The organism is Cupriavidus sp. BIC8F (genome assembly GCF_032465815.1).
Classification (GTDB): Bacteria; Pseudomonadota; Gammaproteobacteria; order Burkholderiales; family Burkholderiaceae; genus Cupriavidus; species Cupriavidus necator.
In genome coordinates, this window is sequence record NZ_CP136094.1 from 2688907 (window position 1) to 2709817 (window position 20911).

17 protein-coding genes and 1 pseudogene are annotated in these 20911 nt (G+C 69.4%); 3 read left to right on the top strand and 15 right to left on the bottom strand.

Annotation, left to right across the window (positions count from 1 at the left end; genetic code table 11):
• Both RS901_RS12555 and RS901_RS12560 read right to left on the bottom strand, forming a co-directional pair.
• Entirely contained in the window at positions 1–1140 is a 1140-nt protein-coding gene (locus tag RS901_RS12555) for an acyl-CoA dehydrogenase family protein (protein WP_316149077.1), read from the bottom strand.
• A 203-nt stretch (positions 1141–1343) separates the two neighbouring features.
• Positions 1344–4208 (bottom strand): LuxR C-terminal-related transcriptional regulator, encoded by a 2865-nt coding sequence (locus RS901_RS12560; RefSeq protein ID WP_316149078.1) that lies wholly within the window; start codon positions 4206–4208, stop codon positions 1344–1346.
• A gap of 355 nt (positions 4209–4563) precedes the next feature.
• On the opposite strand from RS901_RS12560, the gene RS901_RS12565 reads away from it, so the two are divergent.
• Positions 4564–4845, top strand: a complete 282-nt coding sequence (locus RS901_RS12565; protein ID WP_316149079.1) for a helix-turn-helix transcriptional regulator — start codon at positions 4564–4566, stop codon at positions 4843–4845.
• A gap of 30 nt (positions 4846–4875) precedes the next feature.
• On the opposite strand, the gene RS901_RS12570 is transcribed toward RS901_RS12565, so the two are convergent.
• Together RS901_RS12570 and RS901_RS12575 are read right to left on the bottom strand one after the other, a co-directional pair.
• The gene (locus tag RS901_RS12570; protein WP_316149080.1) at positions 4876–5853 is read right to left on the bottom strand and encodes a tripartite tricarboxylate transporter substrate binding protein; all 978 of its coding nucleotides are present in this window, start codon (positions 5851–5853) and stop codon (positions 4876–4878) included.
• Between the two features lie 230 nt (positions 5854–6083).
• On the bottom strand, positions 6084–7247 hold the full coding sequence (locus RS901_RS12575) for a CaiB/BaiF CoA-transferase family protein (protein WP_316149081.1): 1164 nt from the start codon (positions 7245–7247) through the stop codon (positions 6084–6086).
• Positions 7248–7471: 224 nt separating this feature from the next.
• Between RS901_RS12575 and RS901_RS12580 the strand changes: the two genes are divergently transcribed.
• Positions 7472–8194, top strand: coding sequence for a hypothetical protein (locus tag RS901_RS12580; protein ID WP_316149082.1), 723 nt, complete (start codon positions 7472–7474; stop codon positions 8192–8194).
• 92 nt (positions 8195–8286) lie between these two features.
• On the opposite strand, the gene RS901_RS12585 is transcribed toward RS901_RS12580, so the two are convergent.
• From RS901_RS12585 to RS901_RS12630, 11 genes and pseudogenes are all read right to left on the bottom strand, one after another.
• Positions 8287–10026, bottom strand: coding sequence for a long-chain fatty acid--CoA ligase (locus RS901_RS12585; RefSeq protein ID WP_316149083.1), 1740 nt, complete (start codon positions 10024–10026; stop codon positions 8287–8289).
• Between the two features lie 31 nt (positions 10027–10057).
• The gene (locus tag RS901_RS12590; protein ID WP_316149084.1) at positions 10058–11290 is read right to left on the bottom strand and encodes an acyl-CoA dehydrogenase; all 1233 of its coding nucleotides are present in this window, start codon (positions 11288–11290) and stop codon (positions 10058–10060) included.
• Between the two features lie 66 nt (positions 11291–11356).
• Positions 11357–11494: a hypothetical protein gene (locus RS901_RS38830; protein ID WP_410054173.1), complete on the bottom strand. Its 138-nt coding sequence runs from the start codon at positions 11492–11494 to the stop codon at positions 11357–11359.
• The gene (locus RS901_RS12595; protein WP_316149085.1) at positions 11434–12621 is read right to left on the bottom strand and encodes a CoA-binding protein; all 1188 of its coding nucleotides are present in this window, start codon (positions 12619–12621) and stop codon (positions 11434–11436) included. The genes RS901_RS38830 and RS901_RS12595 overlap by 61 nt, the downstream gene beginning before the upstream one ends.
• Positions 12622–12686: 65 nt before the next feature.
• Positions 12687–13085 carry a Zn-ribbon domain-containing OB-fold protein gene (locus RS901_RS12600; protein WP_316149086.1) on the bottom strand — a complete coding sequence of 133 codons (399 nt, stop codon included), beginning with the start codon at positions 13083–13085 and terminating at the stop codon, positions 12687–12689.
• 17 nt (positions 13086–13102) lie between these two features.
• On the bottom strand, positions 13103–14269 hold the full coding sequence (locus RS901_RS12605) for a thiolase domain-containing protein (RefSeq protein WP_316149087.1): 1167 nt from the start codon (positions 14267–14269) through the stop codon (positions 13103–13105).
• A 40-nt stretch (positions 14270–14309) separates the two neighbouring features.
• Positions 14310–15207 (bottom strand): annotated as a pseudogene (locus tag RS901_RS12610) (SDR family NAD(P)-dependent oxidoreductase).
• A 156-nt stretch (positions 15208–15363) separates the two neighbouring features.
• Entirely contained in the window at positions 15364–15738 is a 375-nt protein-coding gene (locus tag RS901_RS12615) for a Bug family tripartite tricarboxylate transporter substrate binding protein (protein WP_316149088.1), read from the bottom strand.
• Positions 15739–15770: 32 nt separating this feature from the next.
• The gene (locus RS901_RS12620; RefSeq protein WP_316149089.1) at positions 15771–17012 is read right to left on the bottom strand and encodes a CoA transferase; all 1242 of its coding nucleotides are present in this window, start codon (positions 17010–17012) and stop codon (positions 15771–15773) included.
• 20 nt (positions 17013–17032) lie between these two features.
• On the bottom strand, positions 17033–18409 hold the full coding sequence (locus tag RS901_RS12625; protein ID WP_316149090.1) for an MmgE/PrpD family protein: 1377 nt from the start codon (positions 18407–18409) through the stop codon (positions 17033–17035).
• Positions 18410–18425: 16 nt separating this feature from the next.
• Complete coding sequence (locus RS901_RS12630; protein WP_316149091.1) at positions 18426–19592, bottom strand: acyl-CoA dehydrogenase family protein; 1167 nt, start codon at positions 19590–19592, stop codon at positions 18426–18428.
• A 255-nt stretch (positions 19593–19847) separates the two neighbouring features.
• Between RS901_RS12630 and RS901_RS12635 the strand changes: the two genes are divergently transcribed.
• Positions 19848–20909, top strand: a complete 1062-nt coding sequence (locus RS901_RS12635) for a MaoC family dehydratase (RefSeq protein ID WP_316149092.1) — start codon at positions 19848–19850, stop codon at positions 20907–20909.
• Positions 20910–20911: the final 2 nt, after the last annotated feature.

The following is a 20911-nucleotide window of genomic DNA, read 5'->3' on the forward strand; positions in this document are numbered from 1 at the left end:
TTAGAGCTTGCGCGCGATCAGATCGCGCATCACTTCGCTGGTGCCGCCGTAGATGCGGGTCACGCGCATGTCGGCAAAGGCACGCGCCACCGGGTACTCCATCATGTAGCCGTAGCCGCCGTGCAGCTGCACCATCTGGTCGAGCGCGGTGCCCAGCACTTCAGTCGCGTGGAGCTTGGCGATGGCCGCTTCTTCCAGCGTCAGGCGGCGGCGGATGTGCTCGCCGAGGTAGTGGTCGACCAGCAGCCGCACCGAGATCGCCTGCGTCTTGATGTCGGCCAGCTTGAACTTGGTGTTCTGGAAGTCCCAGACGGTCTGGTTGAAGGCCTTGCGGTCTTTGACGTAGGCCAGCGTGTGTTCCAGGCAGACCTCCAGCTTGGCGGCAGCGCTGACCGCGATCGACAGGCGCTCCTGCGGCAGCTCGGTCATCAGGTAGGCGAAGCCCTTGCCTTCCTCGCCGAGCAGGTTGGCCACCGGCACGCGCACGTTGTCGAAGAACAGCTCGGCGGTGTCCTGCGCGTGCTGGCCGACCTTGTCCAGCTTGCGGCCGCGGCGGAAGCCCTCGCGGTCGGCTTCGACCACGATCAGGCTGACGCCGCGCGCGCCGGCGGTCGGGTCGGTCTTGCAGACCATGATGATCAGGTCGGCGTTCAGGCCGTTGCTGATGAAGGTCTTGCTGCCGTTGATCACGTACTCGTCGCCATCGCGGATGGCGGTGGTGCGGATCGCCTTGAGGTCGCTGCCGGTGCCCGGCTCGGTCATGCCGATGGCCAGGATGTATTCGCCGGAGCAGACCTTGGGCAGCCAGCGCTGCTTCTGTTCCTCGCTGCCGATGCGGGCGATATACGGCGCGATGATGTCGGAGTGCACGCCGAAGCCGACCCCGCTCAGGCCGGCGCGGGCATACTCTTCGGCATAGATGGCGGAGTGGCCGAAGTCACCGCCGCCGCCACCGTACTCGGTCGGCAGCGTCACGCACAGCAGGCCTTCGCGGCCGGCCTTGAGCCAGGTTTCGCGGTCGACCTTGCCGGCCTTGTCCCATTCAGCTTGCCTGGGCAGGCATTCGCGTTCCAGGAAGCGGCGCACGGTGGTGCGGAACATCTCGTGGTCGTCACGATAGATGCTGCGGTTGATTTCCATTGGGTGACTCCGGATATCGGTCTGCGGTAGGTTGCCTCGGCCCAGGCATGCGGCCACTGGTATGGCGCTAAGGTACCGGGGAGGAGGGGGCCGCGAACACCACCCGCGTCAGGTGGCCGGAGACAGCAAGGAGGGGGGGCGCGCATGGGCTGCGCGGCGCTGGAGAGGGGGAGCGGGGGAGGGAGAGGGGGGCGGCCGCACCGTCAGTGCGGCGCGTCAGGCGGCTGGGCGCCGCCGGCCTGGTCCAGTTCGCGGTCGCGGGCGCGGGCCACGGCCTCGTCGCGGCTGCTGACGCCCAGCTTGCGGAAGATGTTGCGCAAGTGCCATTTGACCGTCTCCGGCGACAGTCCCAGGGTACGCGCGATCTTCTTGTTGGGCAGGGCCTGGCCGAGCAGGCGCACGACATCGGCTTCGCGGTCGCTCAGTTCCTCAATGCGCGCGTCGGCCCTGGCCGGGCTGCCTGCGGGCGCGGCAGCCGCGGCGGTGCCGCCCGCTGCGCCGGCCTGCACGGCGCGCGGCGGCACGGTTGCCTGCAGGCGTTCGACATAGAACGCAAGCACCGGGTCCAGCGTGGTGTCCGCGGCCACGCGCACGATCTGGCCGAGTGCGCCGGGGCAGGCATCGATCACGCTGCGCATCAGGCCGAGCCGGTGGCCCCGGCGCAAGCTTTCCAGCACATGCGTGCGTGCCGCCTCGGCGTCGCCGCGGCGCGATGCCACCACGGCCGCCAGCATGTGCATCTGCGCCACGTGGCGTTGCCAGCCGCGCGCCTCGCAGTACGCGATCAGCGCTGCCGAGCGGGCCTCGGCCCAGCGCATGTCGTCATGCGCCAGGCTGAGCAGCAGGCGGGCGCGCTCGGTCACCATGTGGATGGCGTCCAGCGAGCCGCGCGGCGCGTTGCGATGGCGCGCGGCAATGGCATCCAGGCGCGCCAGCGCGGCTTCGGCGGCGGCGATGTCGCCGCTGGCCAGGTGCAGCCGGATCTGGTTGGCCAGGCTCTGCGCGACCAGCCGGTCCAGGCGCAGCTGCGTGCCGTAGTCCTCCAGCCGTTCCAGCTGCGCGAAGGCATCGAGCCGGTGGCCGCAGATCCAGTGCGCGGCTGCCAGCACGGTGTGCACCCGCAGCACCGAGTCGGGGATCGATACCCGTTCGAGCACGTCGACCCGGTCTTCCAGCAGCCGGCGCGCGGCCTCCAGGTCGTTCTGCTCATACAGCGCCTCGCCCAGCAGTGCCGCGGCAAAGTACTCCGGCTCGGCGCCGGCGCCGCCGTGGCCCGCTTGCTCGACTTCACGCAGTACGTCGCGGGCGACGCGCTCGGCCTGGATCATGTTGCCTTCCAGCGCATGGCTGAAGCCGATCATGCAGCGCCCGTTGAGCATGCCGCTGGCGGTGCCCAGCAGCGGCACGCCGTCGATCACCAGCGGCGGCGCCTCGGTCTGGATGCGGCGGGCGCGCTCGTAGTCGCCCAGGTGCATGTAGAGCCACGACAGCAGGTTGTTGCGCGAGCCGATAAACAGCGCCGGCATGTCGGCGGGCGCGCTCTCGATCTGCGGCAGCAGCGCCAGCGCGCCCTGGCTGTCGTCGCGCAGCAGCGCCAGGGAAAAGCGCAGCAGTGCGAGCCGGTAGCGCAGCGAGGCGTCGCCCGGCGGGATGTCGGCCTCCAGCCGGTCCGCGGCCGCGGCGCACGCGTCCAGGTCGCGCGAGAACATCTGCGTGCGCAGCGCCAGCAGGCGCAGTTCGGGGCGCTCCTGCACCTGGTCGGCGGGGATGGTGCGCAGCAGCCCGAGCGCCTTGCGCACCTCGCCGCGCATGATCAGGGTGTCGGCATAGCGCTGCACCAGGTCGGCGGCGGTGTCGGCATCGCCGGCCAGCACCGCATGCCGCACGGCCTCTTCCAGCATGCGGTGGTCGCGGAACCAGCGCCAGGCCGCCGCGTGCACGGCGCGCTGCTGGGCCTCGCTGCGCGAGCGGAAACGCTGGGCCAGGGTTTCGCGCAGCAGCGGATGCAGCCGGTACCAGGATTCGCGCTCGGGGCCCTGTGCCGGGGTGATGAAGAGGTTCTCCTGTTCCAGCCGCGCCAGCGGCGCCAGGATCTCGCCTTCGCCCAGCGCCTGCTCTCCCAGGGCCTCGCACAGCGACGCGGTGAAGCGTTCGCATGCGGCGGCGCGCACCAGCAGCTCGGCTTCGTCCGGCGCCAGGCGCGACAGCACTTCGCGTTCGAAATACTCGGCGAAGGCGCCGGCATCCTGCACGCTGGCCTGCACGAAGCCGGTGGCAAAGGTGAGGCCGCTGGCGTTCGCCTTCTTGCGTTTCCAGTGCGCGGCAAAGAGCTGCAGGCCGGCCACCCAGCCGTCGGTCAGCTCGTGCAGCATGCGCGCATCGCGCGGGCTGATATCGCCCAGCTGGGCGCGCAGGAAATGCTGCGATTCAGCCAGCGTGAAGCGCAGGTCGCGCTGGTCCAGCTCGAGCAGCATGCCCTGGTCGCGCAGGCGCCCGAGCGACAGTGGCAGCGCCACGCGCGAGGCCAGCACCACATGGAAATTGGCCGGGGCATAGTCGAGCAGCCACTGCAGCGGTTCCAGCACGCGCGGCGCCGTCAGGTGGTGCACGTCGTCGAGCACCAGCGTCACGTCGCGCGGGTGGGCGGCAATGCCGCGCACCAGCGCGATGATGGCGCGCTCGACGGCTTCGTCGTCCGTGCCGCGGTCGGCCAGCACCATGGCTTCGCGCGTCAGCGCGGGGCTGACCTCGGACAGGCAGCCGAGCAGGCGGTCCAGGCAGCGCTGGCGCTCGTTGTCGGCCGGCGCCAGCGTCAGCGCGGCCATGTCGAAGCCGAGCGCCAGCAGGTCCAGCCGCCATGCGGTCAGCAGCGCGGTCTTGCCGTAGCCGGCCGGGCCCTGCAACACGATGCAGCGCCGGCGCCGCGCCTCGGTCAGCTGCGCCAGCAGGCGCTCGCGCGCGACCACGCGCGCCGCGCTGCGCAGCGAGGCCGGCCGGGACGGCTGCGAGGCTGGCGCGGCGGGCTGGCTACGGGGTGCGGCTGGCGGATTGGCTGGCGTCTGGGGCATGGGCGAGGCAGGACGGTGCAGGTGAGGTGCGGAGGAAATGCGGGTGAGGCAGCGCGATGCGCGGCAAAGGCGGCACGTTGTCGCGATTGTACTGGCAGACGCGGCGCGGCGGCCAAGCCACGCCCGGCCCGCTGTCCGGGTGGCCAGGGTGGGACGCGCACAGCACCCGCAGGCCACCCGGAACAGGTGGGGAAGGGTTTGCCGGGTGTCCGGTCACATGGCGTCGCCTTATATTCGCGCGGCGGCAAGCCCGCTGGCGAAGCGCGTGCCTTTTCATGCCTGCACGCCTTCGCCCCTTCATCGTCTTGCCGCTTCGTCCCTTTGCCCCGCTTCGATTGCGCACCGCTGGACGCCCATGGAAACCATACATGCTGCCGTCGCGACCCGCCTCGTGCCGCCGCGATGCCGGCGCCACCGCCCGGGCCGGCCGAGCCCAGTCCCGAGCCCGCCGCCGCGCGAGCGCGAGATCCTGGCGCTGCTGGAGCAGTCGATGTCGAACAAGCGCATTGCGCTGGTGCTCAACCTGAGCGTCGACACCGTCAAGTGGAACCTGCGGCAGATCTACGCCAAGCTCAACGTGTCGCGCCGCAACGATGCCATCCTGGTGGCGCGCAGCGCGGCGCAGCGGCCGGGCTGACCGTACTGGCCACCTGGCCGCGCGCTCGCCTTATTCCGCGGTGGCGCCGCTGGCCTTGATCATCTGGGCGATGATGGGCTCGGTCGCGTCGAATTCGCGCCGGAACTCCGCCGCCGAGTTGCCCACCGGGTCCATGGCCAGCGCATCGAGCCGCGCGCGCATGGTCGGCGACTGGATCGACGCCCGCGCTTCCGTCTCAAGCCTGGACAGGACCGCCGCCGGCGTGCCGGAGCGCGCGAACAGGCCAAGCCAGGCCGGCGAGCGCAGTTCCTGCTGCTTCAGCCCGGCCTCGGCCATGGTCGGCACGTCGGGCAGCTCCTTGATGCGCTTGTCGCCCATCACCGCCAGGGCCGTCAGCCGGCCGCTCTTGATATGCGGGCCGAGCGTGCTCATGGAGCCGATCGCCCAGGCGATGTTGCCGGCGATCATGTCCTGCGCCATCGGTGCCTCACCCTTGTAGGCCACGTGCGCCATGTCCAGGCCGCGCACCTGGTTCAGGTGCGCGCCGACCAGGTGCGGGAAGGTGCCGACGCCGTAGGAGCCGTAGCTGACCTTGCCCTTGTTCTTCGCGGCCCAATCGAGAAACTGCTGCACGTTCTTTGCCGGCACGTCCCGGTTCACCACCAGCACGATCTTGCCGACCGACACCTCGGTGATGAACGCCAGGTCCCGGCGCACGTCGTACGGCACGTTGCGGTACAGGTGCGGCGTGTTGATCAGCGGCGAGGAGTGGCTGAGCAGGATCGTGTAGCCGTCCGGCGCGGCACGCGTGATGGCCTGCACGGCGATCACGCCCGCGCCGCCGGGCTTGTTGTCGACGATGATGGTTTGCCCGAGACGCTTGCCCAAGTCCTCGGCCAGTGCGCGCGCCACGGTGTCGGTGGCGCCGCCGGGTGGGCCCGGGACAACAAAGGTGATGGGACGCGACGGGTAGCTCTGGGCACCGCAGGCGGCGCTCCACGCCATCGCTGCCATCGCTGCCATCGCGATCAGGGACTTCATGCGCATGATGTGATACCTCGGGAAAGGGAGTAGGAGACTGCGCAGCAAGACGGGCTGCATGTGGGAAGTTATAGGATGCCCGGCACCTTGCATGCCCCCCATATCGGCTGGGCGGGATTGCCCTAGGTGCCGGCCAGTCGGGCAGAAAATAAAGGCTGCTCCGGCACGAGGCCGGAGCAAGACACGCAGCCGGACGATGCCGGCCAGGTGGAGATTGCGTTGTACCGCGCGGTCCCTTAGCGCTCTGCCATCAGCCCCAGGCCCTGTGCCTGCAACCGGGCCACGCCATCGGCATCGAAGCCCCAGTCGCGCAGCGCGGCGGCGCCATGCTCGCCGCGCGCCGGCGCGGGCCCGGAGATCTCGGACGGCGTGCCAAGGAAGCGCGGCGCCGGCGCCGGCTGCACCACGCCCGCGACTTCGACAAAGCTGCCACGTGCGCGGTGATGCGGGTGGTTGGGCGCCTCGCTGAATTCCAGCACCGGTGCGATGCAGGCATCGCTGCCTTCGAACACGGCGCACCATTCATCGCGCGTGCGCGTCAGGAAGACGGCCTCGAACTGCTCGCGCAGCAGCGGCCAGCCGTTGCGGTCGTACTGGGCCGGCAGGTCCTTGCCGGCAAGGCCCAGCTTGTCCAGCAGCTCGGCATAGAAGCGGCCCTCGACCGGGCCGATCGACATGTACTTGCCGTCGCGCGTGCGGTAGTTGTCATACCAGGGCGCGCCGCCGTCGAGCACGTTGGCCTGGCGCTCTTCGCGCCAGTTGCCGGAGGCCAGCAGGCCCCAGAACACCGCGCCCAGTTGCGCGGCGCCTTCGGTCATGGCCGCGTCGACCACCTGGCCCTTGCCGCCGCGCTGCACATTGAGCAGCGCCGCCACCACGCCGAGCGCCAGCAGCATGCCGCCGCCGCCATAGTCGCCGACCAGGTTCAGCGGCGGCACCGGTGCCTGCCCGGCGCGGCCGATACCCGACAACACGCCGGACAGCGCGACATAGTTCAGGTCGTGGCCGGCACGGTCGGCCAGCGGGCCGGTCTGGCCCCAGCCGGTCATGCGCGCATAGACCAGCCTGGGGTTGAGCGCCAGCGCGGCGTCGGGCCCCAGGCCCAGGCGCTCCATGGTGCCCGGGCGGAAGCCCTCGATCACCACGTCGGCGCGTTCGACCAGCGCCAGCGCCGCGCGCTGCGCTTGCGGCTGCTTCAGGTCCAGCGTGACCGAGCGGCGGCCGCGTCCGGTGATATCCACGCGCTTGCCGGTGGCCGACTTGGGCCCCAGGTCGGCCGGCGCCGCCGGGCGGTCGACGCGCAGCACGTCGGCGCCCATGTCGGCCAGCAGCATGGCGCCGAACGGGCCCGGCCCGATGGCTTCGAATTCCAGTACGCGGATTCCGCTCAGTACACCCATGGTGGTTCTCCTCTTGCCCAGTGCCGTTTGCATGGGACGCACCCATGCCCTTGATTGCGTTTCTTGCACTGGCTGCAAGTAGACCAAAAGCGGGCGCCCCCGAGCCCCACCCGTATCAGGTAGTAGGCCGCCCACCCTTCCTGCGGTGCACAAATGCGCTCCTATAATCGGTTCACCATGCGGCCGCAGTGCAGGCCGGAAGACGAAGTGAGCCGGAGCCAGAAGTGAGCAATACCCAGCGCGCAATCGCATCGCCAACGCGGACACGGCAGGCCGCACGCTTGTTGCCAGTCCTGAGCGAACTCAGGCAAGAGGTGCGGTCACTGAGCCGGCGTGCGCATCGCCTGGCGCTCGCGCAGGCTGACGGTGATGACGATGCCTGCCGCCATCAGCTGGCGCAGTTGTTCGAGCGCTGGATCGAAGACGGCTCGCCACGCGCGCAGGTGGTCTGCTTTGCCTCTGCCGCCGAGTTCGGCCTGCCGCTGCACCGGCATGCCGGGCGCTGCCGCGCCGCGGCGATGTGCGACGGCTCCGATGCGGTGCGCGCCTTGTACTGGGCGGCGCTGCACCGCACGCGCAGCCGCGTCGGCATGACCGCGCAGATGGAAGATGCGCAGGGCGCAGTGCTGCCCGCGGTGGCGCCCGTGCCACCGGCTGCCGCGCAGCTGCGGGTGCTGCCGGCCGCATCGTTGCGGCCGCTGTGCCGCCGCTGCGAGCGGCTGCGCCTGGATGCGCGCTGCGCCAACGGCCACGGTGCGTTGCGCCCGCTGGGCGACATGCAGTGGCGCAGCCTGGCCGCGGGCGTGCAATGCCAGACGCGCGAGCACCAGTGCGATACCTGCAACACACACTGGACCCAGCACCGCAGCGCGGCGGACCCCTTTACTGCCTGGACCATCAGCCGGCGCGGCAATGCAATGCCGGCAAGGGACGCATTGACAGCCTGAAAGCGATGCACCGGCCATGCTGCATTGGCCGGCAAGAACAGAAACGGCGCGCCGGACCTTGCGGACCGGCGCGCCGTCTTGCTTGCGGGTTGCTAGGCCTTGTGGTTCGGCAACGGAGCGCCCTGCATCTCCTGCTCCTGCAGTTCGCGCCACGCGATCTTGCCGGTGGCGGAGCGCGGCAGGCGCTCGACAAACTGCACGATGCGCGGCGCCTTGTAGGTCGCCATGCTGGTGCGGCACCAGGCCAGCAATTCAGCCTCGGAAACGCCGGCGCCCTCGCGCCGCACGATCACCGCCTTCACGGTCTCACCCCGGTGCGGATCGCGCGCGGCGATCACGCAGGCTTCCAGGATGGCAGGGTGGGTATGCAGGATCGCTTCCACCTCGGCCGGCCACACCTTGTAGCCCGAGGCATTGACCATGCGCTTGAGGCGGTCGCGCATGACGAAGTAGCCGTCGGCATCGACGCTGGCAAGGTCGCCGGTACGGAAGAAGCGCTTGCCGTCGATGGCGATAAAGCTCTCGGCATTGGCGGCGGGCTGGTTCCAGTAGCCCAGCATCACCTGCGCGCCGTGCACCACGATCTCGCCGACCTCGCCGCGCGGCACTTCGGCCAGCGTGGCGGGATCGATGACGCGCGCGTCGACGCCGTAGGTCGGCACGCCCAGGTGCCCGGAGCGCGGTGCGGCGAGCGGGTTGGCGATGATGAACGAGGCGGTCTCAGTCAGGCCGTAGCCTTCGACAAACTGCAACCCGTAGCGCTCCTTCATCACCCGCGCGGTGCTGTCGGGCACCGCCGCGCCGCCGCCGACCACGCAGGCCAGGCTGCTCAGGTCGAACGACTCGATATCCGGCTGCGCGAAGAACTCCACCAGCATCGGCGGCGGCGCCGCCCAGAACGTGACGCGATGGCGCGCCACCAGCTGCGCCGCGGTGCGCCGGTCCCAGCGCGGCAGCAGCACGATGGTGCCGCCCATGTAGACCGGCGCGTTGACGCCGTTCTGCAGCCCGAGCAGGTGGAACATCGGCGCCACCGCCAGGAAAGTCGACTCGGCGTGCGAGCGCCGCCACAGCTGCGAGCCCGCCACCGACACCATCACCGTGCGGTGCGTGTGCATGCAGGCCTTGGGCGCCCCGGTGGTGCCCGAGGTGTAGGGCAGCATGCACAGGTCGTCCACGCCTGCGGCGCGCGGCGATGGCGTAAGGCCGGCGGCCATGGCCTGCTGCCAGTGGACTGCGCCGGCCGGCAACGCCGCGCCGGTCGAGCGCTGCTGCACCCAGTCCGGGATCGCGAGGCTGTCGTCGGGCTGCGCGGGCAGGGCATCGCCATAGTGATGCACGATCACGTGGCGCAGCGGCGTGGTGCCGACCAGCGGCGCCACCTGGCCGACCAGCTCGCTTGCGGCAAACGCGGCCACGGCGCCGCTGTCGGTGACGATATGGCGCAGCTCGTCTTCCAGCAGCATGGCGTTGGCCGGCACCACCACGGCATCGGCGCGCAGGATCGCGTGGTAGGCCACGATGAACTGCGGGCTGTTCTGGCTGAGCAACACCACGCGGTCGCCGCGGCGCACGCCGCATGCCTGCTGCAGGTAGCCGGCCATGCGCTCCACCTGCGCCAGCAGCTCGGCATAGGTGGTGGCGCGGTGGTAGAACTGGACCGCGACCTTGTCGGGGAAGCGCCGGGCCGAGATCTCAAGGTTCTCGGCCAGCGTGGTGTGCGGCATGTGGAAGACACGCGGCACGTCGCCGAGCACCACTGCGGCATCCACCGCAAGCGGGTCCGTGGGGGCGGCGACGACGCCTGCATCGGGCAGATCGTTGTGGGTCATGGTTGTCTCCTCTGTCATGTTGCAGTTGCCGTCAGAACGCGGTATCGCCATCCAGCAGCCGGCGCGCGATGGTGCGGCGCTGGATCTCCGAGGTGCCGTCGGGGATGCGCATGGTGCGCGCCCAGCGATAGCCGGCTTCGAGCCTGAGTTCATTGGTCAGGCCCATGCCGCCGTGGATCTGGATGGCGCGGTCGTAGACGCGGCCCACCATCTCGGTGGCGCCGGCCTTGACCATCGACACCTCCTTGGTGGCCGGCAGGTTGTGGTCGACCAGCCAGGCGCAATGCCGGATCATCGACTTGGCGGCGTAGATGTCCATGGCGCATTCGGCCAGCATCATCTGCACTGCCCGGTGTTCGGCGATGGGCTGGCCGAAGGTCTTGCGCACCCTGGCGTATTCCAGCGCCTGCGCCAGCGCCCATTGCGCCAGGCCCAGGCAGGTGGCGGCCATGCTCAGGCGGCCGGCGTTGACGCCGTCCAGCGCCACGTTCAGGCCGCGGTCTGCCGGGCCCAGGCGGTGGCTGTCGGGCACGCGCACGTGGTCCAGCGAGACGATGCCGATGTCCGCGCCCAGGTGGCCCATGATCGGAATCACGCTCGGCACCGAGAATCCCGGCGTATCGGTCGGCACGAAGAAGCCGGTGATGCCGCCCTTGCGCGCCCGCGCCTTCTCTTCATCCGTGACCGCGAAGATCATCGCGTAGTCGGCGTAGGGGGCATTGGTGATCCATTGCTTGGTGCCGTTCAGCACCCAGTGGTCGCCATCGCGCACCGCACGTGTGCGCATGCCCAGCACGTCGGAGCCGGCGTCCGGCTCCGACAGCCCGAAGCACATGGTCTTGTCGCCGCTGGCGAGCCCATCGCGCACGGTGTCGAGCAGGGCCGGGTCCATATGCCTGAGCACCGGCGACAGCCCGTTGGTGAAGGGCGACGGCAGCACCACGGTCTGCACCAGGTGGCGCTCCGGCCCGCAGTGCGCGTTCAGCCGCTCCTGGATATACACCGATGCCTGCGGCCCGAGGCCGCCGCCGCCGAGAGACTCGGCGCTGAGCGCGGTATAGAAGCCCAGCTCCGCCGAGCGCATGCGCACCTGGCGGCGCAGCGCCAGCACGGCGGGCGTGTAGCGGCCGTTCTCGTCGTAGATGGTGCGTTCGCTGCCCAGCAGGGCGCGGTGCTCATGCTCCAGCGCGGCCACTTCGCGGTCGATGAACTTGATCAGCGCATCGCCGAATTCGACCCATTCGCTAGGGATCTCAAAATCCATGTTGCTGCTCTCCTTGATTGGTCCGCGTCCCGGCTTGCGGGACGCACATTGTTCTGAGGGGGGCGTTCAGCCCGGGCTGCCGAGTTCGAGCACGGCGTCGACGGCATAGGCGCCCTCGCCATCAGGCAGCGCGATCACCGGGTTCAGGTCCACGGCCTGCAGGCGCGATCCGGCGCCGGCGGCAAACACCGACAGCCGCGCCAGCGTGCGCGCGAGCGCGCGGATGTCTGCCGGCGGCCGGCCGCGCGCGCGGTGGTGTCCACCGGGTTGCGCGGCGAGCAGATCGGCAGCAGCTCCAGCAGGCGCGACTGCACCGGGGCCGGCATCTCCGGCATCGCCAGGCCGGGCTCCTCCGCGGCATCGGAAACGATCACCCCGGCGCCGCCGCTGACGGTGATCACACCCAGCGTGTTGGCCGCGGGGAAGATGCCGCGCTGGCCCACGCGCACGATATCGAGCATGTCCTCGGTGCTGCGCGCGCGCACCACGCCCAGTTCAGCCAGCACCGCGTCCACCACGGCGTCGTCGCCGGCGATAGAGGCCGTGTGCGAGCGCGCCGCGGCGCCGCCCGGCTCGCTGCGACCGACTTTCATCATCACCACCGGCTTGCGTGCCCGGCGCGCCGCCTGCAGGGCCGACACCAGGCCGGCGCCGTCGTTGATGCCCTCCGAGTACAGGGCGATGACCCGGGTGGCGGGATCATCCACCAGCAGCTGCAGCGCATCGCCCAGGGTCAGATCGGCCTCGTTGCCGGTCATGATGACGCTGGACAGGACGATGTCGGCGTTCCGGGCTGCCATCACCAGGTGGCCGCCGCAGGCGCCGGACTGGCTGACGATGCCGACCGAGCCCGCGCGCAGCGTGCCCAGGCCAATGCTCGACGCGAACCTGCCGACAAAGCCGGTATGGACATTGACCAGGCCAAGGGCATTGGGCCCGAGCGGGCGGATGCCGGTGCGGCGCGCGATGGCCAGCAGCTCTGCCTGGCGCGCCACGCCGTCGCCGCCGACTTCGGCGAAGCCGGCGCTGAACAGGATGGCGGCGCGCACGCCGCGCTCGCCCAGCGCAGCGACGGTATCCGCGACGTGCTCGGCCGGCACCGCCACCACCGCAGCGTCGGGCGTTTCAGGCAGGTCGGCGACGCTGGCGTAGGCGGTCAGGCCCTGCACCTCGGCGCGCTTCGGGTTGACCGGCAGGATGCGGCCGGCGTAGCCAAGCGCGCGCATGGCCGCGATCGGGCGCCCGCCGATCCGCGCCGGATCGCCGCAGGCGCCGATGATGGCGACCGAGCGGGGGTGCAGCAGGAAGCCCAGGGAAGGGGAGGCAGTCATGGAAGTCACTTCGGGTTGAGGCAAAAGCCGTGGTGCCGCAGGCAAGGCCCGCGGCACCACGCGGCTCAGGCTAGCGTGAAGGTCGGTACCGGGGCGCCGCCATCGCTGGGCGAGAACTTCACCCGTACCTTCTGCCCGATCCGCACCGTGTCGAGGTCACAGTCGACGATATGGGTCATCATGGTCACGCCTTCGTCCAGCGTCACGTAGGCGATGCAGAACGGAGTGGGGCCTGCGCGGCGCGTCACGCTGAAGCTGTAGATCGTGCCGCGGCCGCTGGCCGGCTTCCACGAGGTGGTGCCCATGCAGAACGGGCACAGCACGCGCGGATACCAGTGGGGCTTGCCGCAGTCGTCGCAGACCTTGACCAGCAATTGCCCTTCGCGCGCGGCCTGCCAGAAGGGCAGGTTGTCGGGCTGCTCGTCCGGCGCCTTGTAGGCCATGGGGGTATGTGGGGTCGTCATGTCATTGCTCCCGCGCATTATTCACGTTCAAGGATCAGGGTGGCGCTGCCGTGGCGCGAGCCCAGGTAGCCGCCGGTGCCTTGTGCCAGCGCCAGGTCGCAGTTGGCGACCTGCACCGCCCGGTGGGCTTCGCCGCGCAGCTGGCGCACGGCTTCGATGACCTTGGTGATGCCGCCGCGGTTGGCCGGGTGGCTGTTGCACAGGCCGCCGCCGTCGGTGTTGAAGGGCAGCTTGCCGACGCCCGAGATCAGGTTGCCGTCGGCCACGAACCTGCCGCCTTCGCCCTTCTTGCAGAAGCCCAGGTCTTCCAGCTGCATCAGCACGGTGATGGTGAAGCTGTCGTAGATCGACGCATACTTGATGTCGGCCGGCGTAACGCCCGCTTCGGCAAACGCCGTCGCGCCCGAGAAGCGCGCGCCGGACCAGCTCAGGTCGACTTCGCCACCGAGCTGGCCCTTGATGTACTCGCCGGCGCCGCGGATCTTCACTTTGGGCCGCTTCAGCGTGGCGGCGATTTCCGGGCGCGCCACGATCAGTGCGCCGCCGCCGTCCGATACCACGCAGCAGTCGAGCTTGTGCAGCGGATCGGAAATCATGGGCGAGTTCAGCACGTCCTCGACCGTGACCACGTCGCGCAGCATGGCATGGGGGTTGTGCTGCGCGTGGTGCGACGCGGCCACCTTGACCCAGGCGAGCTGTGCGGCGGTGGTGCCGTACTCGTGCATATGGCGCATGGCCGCCATCGCGTACAGGTTGACGGTGACCGGGCTGAAGGGGCTCTCGAACGGCGCGTCGGGCAGGTTGGCGCCCCAGTTGCGCGCCTGGGTGCCGCTGGAGCCTTCCGAGCGCGGGCGGCCCGCCAGCGTGATCAGGGCCACGTTGCACTTGCCGGCCGCGATGGCCTGCGCCGCGTGCGAGACATGGACCAGGTAGGCCGAGCCGCCGGTGTCGGTGGAATCGACATGGCGCACCTTGAGGCCGAGATAGTCGACCATGTTGACCGCGCCCAGCCCCGGCGCGTCGCCGGCGCAGAAGTAGCCGTCCACGTCGGCCAGCGTCAGGCCCGCGTCTTGCAGCGCGCCCTTGGCGCTTTCGGCGTGCAGCTGCGCCACCGACTTGTCCGGTGCCTTGCGGGTCGGGTGCTCATAGGCGCCGACGATATAGGCCTTGCCGTTGATGCTCATAATGGTGTTCTCCGGGATAGCGTGGGGGTCAGATCGGATCTCAGCCGATCACGTCGGGGGAGCGCTCCAGCTTGAAGAAGCTGTTGCGCATGGCCGGCATGGCGATCTCGCCCACCGTTTCAGGCGTCCAGCCCTCGCTCATATGCACCGAGCGCACCGGGCGCGGCTGGCTCATCAGGATGATCTCGTTGGCGCGCACCGCGAAGATCTGGCCGTTGACTTCGCTGGCGGCCGGGCTGGCAAGGTAGGCCGCCACCGGCGCGATCTTGCCGGCTTCCATCTTCTGCAGCTTGGCCACGCGTGCCTTCTGTTCCGGGGTTTCGGCCGGGATCGAGCTGGTCATGCGGCTCCAGGCGAACGGCGCGATGCAGTTCGAGCGCACGTTGAAGCGCTGCATGTCCAGCGCGATCGACTTGGACAGCGCGGCAATGCCCAGCTTGGCCGCCGAGTAGTTGGCCTGGCCCAGGTTGCCGATCAGGCCCGAGGTGGAGGTCATGTGCACGTAGGCGCCGCTCTCCTGGTCCTTGAAGTAGTTGGCCGCGGCGCGGCTGACGAAGAAGGTGCCGTGCAGGTGCACGTCAATGACCGAGCGCCATTCTTCTTCATTCATCTTGAAGAACATGCGGTCGCGCAGGTTGCCGGCGTTGTTGACCACGGCGTCGATGCGGCCGAAGTTGTCCAGCGCGCATTGCACGATGGCATTGGCGCCGTTCCAGGTCGACACGCTGTCGGTATTGGCCACGGCCTCGCCGCCGGCGGCGCGGATCTGCTCCGCCACGCGCTGCGACTGTGTCGCCGCCTTCGCCGGTCATCGACACGCCGAGGTCATTGACCACCACCCTGGCGCCGGCGGCGGCCAGCGCCAGCGCGATGCCCTGGCCGATTCCGCCACCTGCGCCCGTTACCAGCGCCACCTTGCCTTGCATGGATCCACTCATTGTCCTGCTCCTGAACGTAAGAATTGATGGTTTCAAGCGCTGCGCGCGCCGCGGGCCTATTCTGGCCGGATCCCGGCCTTGGCGGCTACGCCGCGCCACAGCGCCAGGTCGCGCGTGATGTGCTCGGTCAGCTCCGCCGGCCCGGTCAGCATAGGCTCATAGCCGGCCTTGCGGATGCTTTCTTCGTAGGTGGGTGAAGCTCTTCACGGGGTCGTAGCCAACTGCCTTTTGCACCACCGGCACCATCGTCATCATCGGACTTGTGACAAAGATCAGCGTATAGCCGTCGGGATCCGCGTGCGTGACCATGTTGGCGGCGATGCCGCCGGTGGCGCCGGCACGGTTATCGACGATCACCGGCTGCTTGAGGATCTCGCCCAGGCGCGCGGCGTAGGTACGCGCGGCTACGTCGGTGGGGCCGCCGGCGCCGAAGCCGACCACCAGGCGGATCGGGCGTGAGGGGTAGGTTTGCGCGTGGCTGGCCGCCGCCGCGGCGAGCATCAGCCCGGTGAAGAGCGCTTTCAGTTTCATCGTGTCTCCTGTTGACCGGTGCGTGGTTGACGTCAGCGGATTGCCCCCGCCGCGCGCATGCCCCCGATCTCTTCCAGCGCATAGCCCGCGGCCAGCAGGATCGCGTCGGTGTGCTCCCCAAGCATGGGCGCGCGCTGGCGCACCGCGCCGGGGGTGGCGCTGAGCTTGATCGGCACGCCGGCGATCTTGGCCGGCGTGGCCGAGCCCGGTTGCTCGACGTCGACCAGCATTTCGCGCACACGGTAGTGCGGGTCCGCGAAGATCTCCGCCGAGGTGTAGACCGGACCGAACGGCACCTTGCCGCCCAGGCACTGTGCGATCTCCTCCTTGGTTCGCGCCGTGCTGAACGCTTCGATGGCGTCGATCACTTGCTGCGCGTTGCGCACACGCGCGGCATTGGTGGCGAAGTCCTCGTCGGTGGCCATGTCGGGGCGGCCGATGGCGTGGGCCAGTTTGGCCCAGAAGGCGTCGGTGGCGCAGGCGATCGAGACATGGCCATCGCGGGCGCGGAACAGGCCGAACGGGCACAGCAGCGGGTGGCGGTTGCCTTCGGGCGCAGGCACGGTGCCGGTGTAGGAGGTCTGATAGACGATGCGCTCGCACATGGCCAGCACCGCGTCGGTCATGGCCACGTCGACAAACTGGCCTTGGCCGGTTTCGCGCGCGCGATGCACCGCGGCCAGGATGCCGATGCACAGCATCAGCGCCGGCACGGTGTCACCCACGCCGGGGCCGATCTTGGTGGGCGTGTCGCGGTCCGGGCCGGTGATTCCCATCATGCCGCCCATCGCCTGCGAGACCACGTCATAGGCCGGCCATTGCGCGTAAGGGCTTGCGCCGCTGCGCGGATCGCCGAAGCCGCGCACGGTGCCGTAGACCAGGCGCGGATTGGTCTCGCGCAGGGTTTCATAGGCCAGCCCGAGGCGCTCCATCACGCCGGTGCGGAAGTTCTCGACCACGACGTCGGCGCCGTCGATCAGCCTGCGCGCGATCTCGCGGCCGGCGTCGGTCTTCAGGTCGACGGCGATCGATTGCTTGTTGCGGTTGACGCTTTGGAAATAGCCGCCAAAGTCGCGCAGCGTGTCGTCGGCGCAGAAGGGGCCGGTCACGCGCGTGCCGTCGCCGGTCATGGCTTCGACCTTGATGACTTCGGCACCGTGGTCGGCCAGCACCTGCGTGCAGAAGGGGCCGGCCAGCATCTGGGTGAGGTCCACCACGCGCAGGCCGGCGAGGGCGCCGGCGGGCCCGGGGGCGGTCGGTTGGGAATGCTGCATGCTTGACTCCGTGGGGCGGCTCAGGCGGAAGTGCCGGCCATGAATGCGTGGATGCGGGGATACAGCGCGGTAGCCGGCAGGGCATCCAGTTCTTCAACCAGGGCCCACAGCGCTTCGGCCTTTGCCGCGCCGACCAGCGCCGCGGCCTTGGCCCTGAGCTTGGCGGCCTTGCGTGCGTATGGCATCGGGGCGCTCAGTTCGACGTGTGTGGTGTGGACGGCGCTGGCGCGCGTGTTGACGCGCGCGCGGCAGGCCGTGTCGGCGATCGCCGGATCGGCTTCGATGACTACGCGGCGTGCCAGGTCGAGCAATACGGGGTCTTCGCAGCGCGCGGCGGTATATGAATCGAGCGCAGCGGTGTCGATGCCGGCCAGTACCATCGCGGCGGTCAGCGACAGGCTGAACTTGGCTTCCAGGCCGGTGCGCGGCCGTTCGATGCAGCAGACCGGCAGCCACTGCGGGCTGATGCGCAGCGTGACCCGTTCGATGTCGCGTGCATGCAAGGCGTGGTCCGCGCGCAGCGCCAGCAGCGCCTCCAGGGCAGGGTGGGTGCCGTGGCAGCAGGCGTGGAACTTGTATTGCACATCGGCAAAGCGGAAGACTTCCGGCAAGCTGTCGAAGGGGGCAGCCAGGCTGCCCTCGCCCACGCCGTGCGTGGCGGCAAAGCCGCCGGCGCACTCGATGGCGTCGGGACGCGAAATGAAGCCGAGGGCGGCCAGCATGGCCGCCTCGACCCCGCTCGACGCCGCCATGCCGGCATGGAAGGGCTTGCTCATGGTGCCGAACTGGCATTTGAGGCCGCTCGCCCGCGTGGCGGCCAGGCCAAGTGCGTAGCCAGCCTGCACCGCATCGAGCCCGAGCAGGCGTGCGCTTGCCGCGGTTGCACCAAATGCGCCTGAAGTGGCGGTCTGGTGGAAGCCGGCGTTGTAGTGAGGCCGGCCCAGCCAGCCGCCCACGCGGCAGGTCACCTCGACGCCGGTCAGGAAGGCTTCCAGCAGGGCCTTGCCGTCCGCCTGCTGCCGCTCGGCAACGGCGAGCGCGGCCGGCAGTACTGCGACGGTCGGGTGCCCGACAAAGTCGAAGTGGGTGTCGTCGTAGTCCAACGCATGCGAGGCAGCGCCATTGAGCAGCGCGGCAGCGCGCGCCGGCACCCGTTCGGTCATGCCGAAGGCGCTGGCCTGCGGCGTCCCGGCCTCGCCCCGGACCATCCCGCGCACCGCCTGGCTGACGGGCTCGCCGGCGCCGGCCAGCGCCACCGCGAAGAAGTCATAGACCGACAGGCGGGCGATGCCGAGCGCCTGCTCGGGAAAGCGCAATGCGCGGTCGACGGCGAAGCGCGCCGCCTGCCGGCTGATGCCGGCGCCGGCGAGGCCCGTCGTTGGCGTGGATGCGTGCATGGTCAGGCTCCGGCGTTCAGGCTTCGACCTTGCCCAGCATCGCATCGGAGATGATGCGCATCTGGATCTCGGAGGTACCCTCGAAGATCCTGGTCAGGCGTGCATCGCGCCAGTAGCGCTCGGCCGCGAAGTGCGTGGTGTAGCCGGCGCCGCCGTGGACCTGCAGGCCTTCGCTGGTGACGCGCTCCGACATCTCGCTGGCGAACAGCTTGACCATGGCCGCTTCGGTGGAGCAGCGCTGGCCGTCGTCGATCTGCTCGCACACGGCGTAGAGCAGCGCGCGCGAGGCTTCGATCTGCGTGGCCATGTCGGCCAGCTTGAAGCGGATCGCCTGGAAGTTGCCGATGGGCGAGCCGAACTGGGCGCGCTCGCGTGCGTACTGGATCGCATCCTCCAGGCTGCCCTGCGCCAGTCCGATCGAGCGGGCGGCGGTGTGGGCACGGGCGGTCTCCAGGCCGGCAGTGGCCAGGTAGAAGGCTTTGCCTTCCTCGCCGACCATCTTGTCGGCCGGCACGCGGCAGCCGTCGAAGGCCAGCTCCCAGGTGCTCCAGCCGTAGTAGCCGATCTTGGGGATGGGGCTGCCCTGGACGCCCTCGGGCAGCTGGCCGCGCGGCTTCTCGAGCATGAAGGCGGACAGGCCGCGGTGGCGGGCCTTGGGGTCGATCACGGGGTCGGTGCGGCAGACCACCAGGATGAAATCGGCCTCGTCGGCGAAGGTGCACCAGTACTTGCTGCCGGTGATGACCCAGTCGTCGCCGTCGCGCACGGCGCGGCACGAGATATTGGCCACGTCGGAGCCGGCGTTGGGCTCCGACAGCGAGAACGCGCCGAGAAATTCACCGCGTGCCATGCGCGGCAGGTAGTCGGCCTTCTTCTCGGGTGACAGCTCCTTGAGCGCGCCGATCAGACCGTTGCCGCGCGCAATCATGCTGCCCACGCTCATCCAGCCGCGCGACAGCTGCTCGGCCACCAGGCAGTACTCATAGGCGCCCAGGCCCAGGCCGCCGTATTCCTCCGGAATCAGGATGCCGAAGTAGCCCATCTCGGCCATTTCATCGATCAGCTCGCGCGGGATCTGGCCTTTCTCGGGGTCCAGCTTGTTGGCGATCGGCAGCACGCGATCCATGGTGAATTGCCTTGCGGCTTCCTGGATCATGCGCCGCTCTTCGGTCAGTTTTTGCACGTTGCGCTCCTTTGGTCGGTCCCTGCGATGTCCTGAATCGGGTGATATGTACGTACATAGTAAGGGATTTGAACGGTTGGGAGGCAAGCCAAATCAGCGCGCCCACCCGGTTCGGGTGGGAGGATTTGGCTCAAATTTTACGGACTCTTCCAGTTCTTCCGCCACGATTGACATAGCCTGGTGTGTCATTCACTATGTACGTACATATAGACGACGGAGGACGAGGTCTTCCGCCAGCCGAGGAGAGAAGGGCGAATGCAGAAGAACCGGAGCGGCAACTTTTTTGAGGATTTCCGCGTGGGCACGCGCATGCGGCACGCCACGCCGCGCACGCTGACCGAAGGCGACCGCAGCCTGTACATCGGCCTGACCGGCAGCCGCGCGGCACTGGGCACGGCCGACACCAATGCGGCGCAGTTCGGGCTGGCGCGCCGGCCGCTGGAAGACCTGCTGGTGTTCAACACCGCGTTCGGCAAGACCGTGCCGGATATCTCGCTCAATGCCGTGGCCAACCTGGGCTATGCCGATGTGCGCTTCCTGGCCCACGTCTATCCGGGCGACACGCTCGCGGTGGAGAGCGAGGTGATCGGGCTGAAGGAGAACTCGAACCGCAAGAGCGGCGTGGTCTATGTGCGCTCGACCGCGCACAACCAGCACGGCGAGGTCGTGCTGACCTGGATCCGCTGGGTCATGGTGCACAAGCGCGACCACGCCGCCGCCTGCGGCGAGGCGGTGTTGCCCGGGACCGAGCCGGCGGTGCCGGCGGCGCGGCTCTGGCATGGCGGCTATGGCCCCGGCGTGCGCGAGATCTGCGCCATGACCGGCGTGGACGACCTGTGGGAAGACTACGCAGCGGGCGAGCGCCTTGACCATCCCGGCGCGATGACGGTCAACGACAGCGACCACAGCATCGCCACCCGGCTCTACCAGAACACGGCCCGGGCGCATTTCGACGGCTTTGCGATGGCGGCAAAGGGCGGCCAGCGCCTGGTGTATGGCGGGCACATCATCTCGCTGTGCAAGGCCCTGTCCTACGATGGCCTGGAGAACGGCCTGTCGATGCTGGCGATCAACGGCGGCAGCCACGTCAATCCCACCTATGCCGGCGACACCATCGCCTGCGCCACCCAGGTGGTGGAAAAGCTCGACCTCGGGCTGGCGCATGTCGGCGCGCTGCGCCTGCGCACCATCGGCATCAAGAACGCAGCAGCCGGCACGGTGGTGTTTCCGCCCGCCGCCGACGGCAAGCCCGCGCATCCGGCCAACGTGGTGCTGGACCTCGACTACACCATCGCCATGCCGCGCCGCGGCTGCTGAGC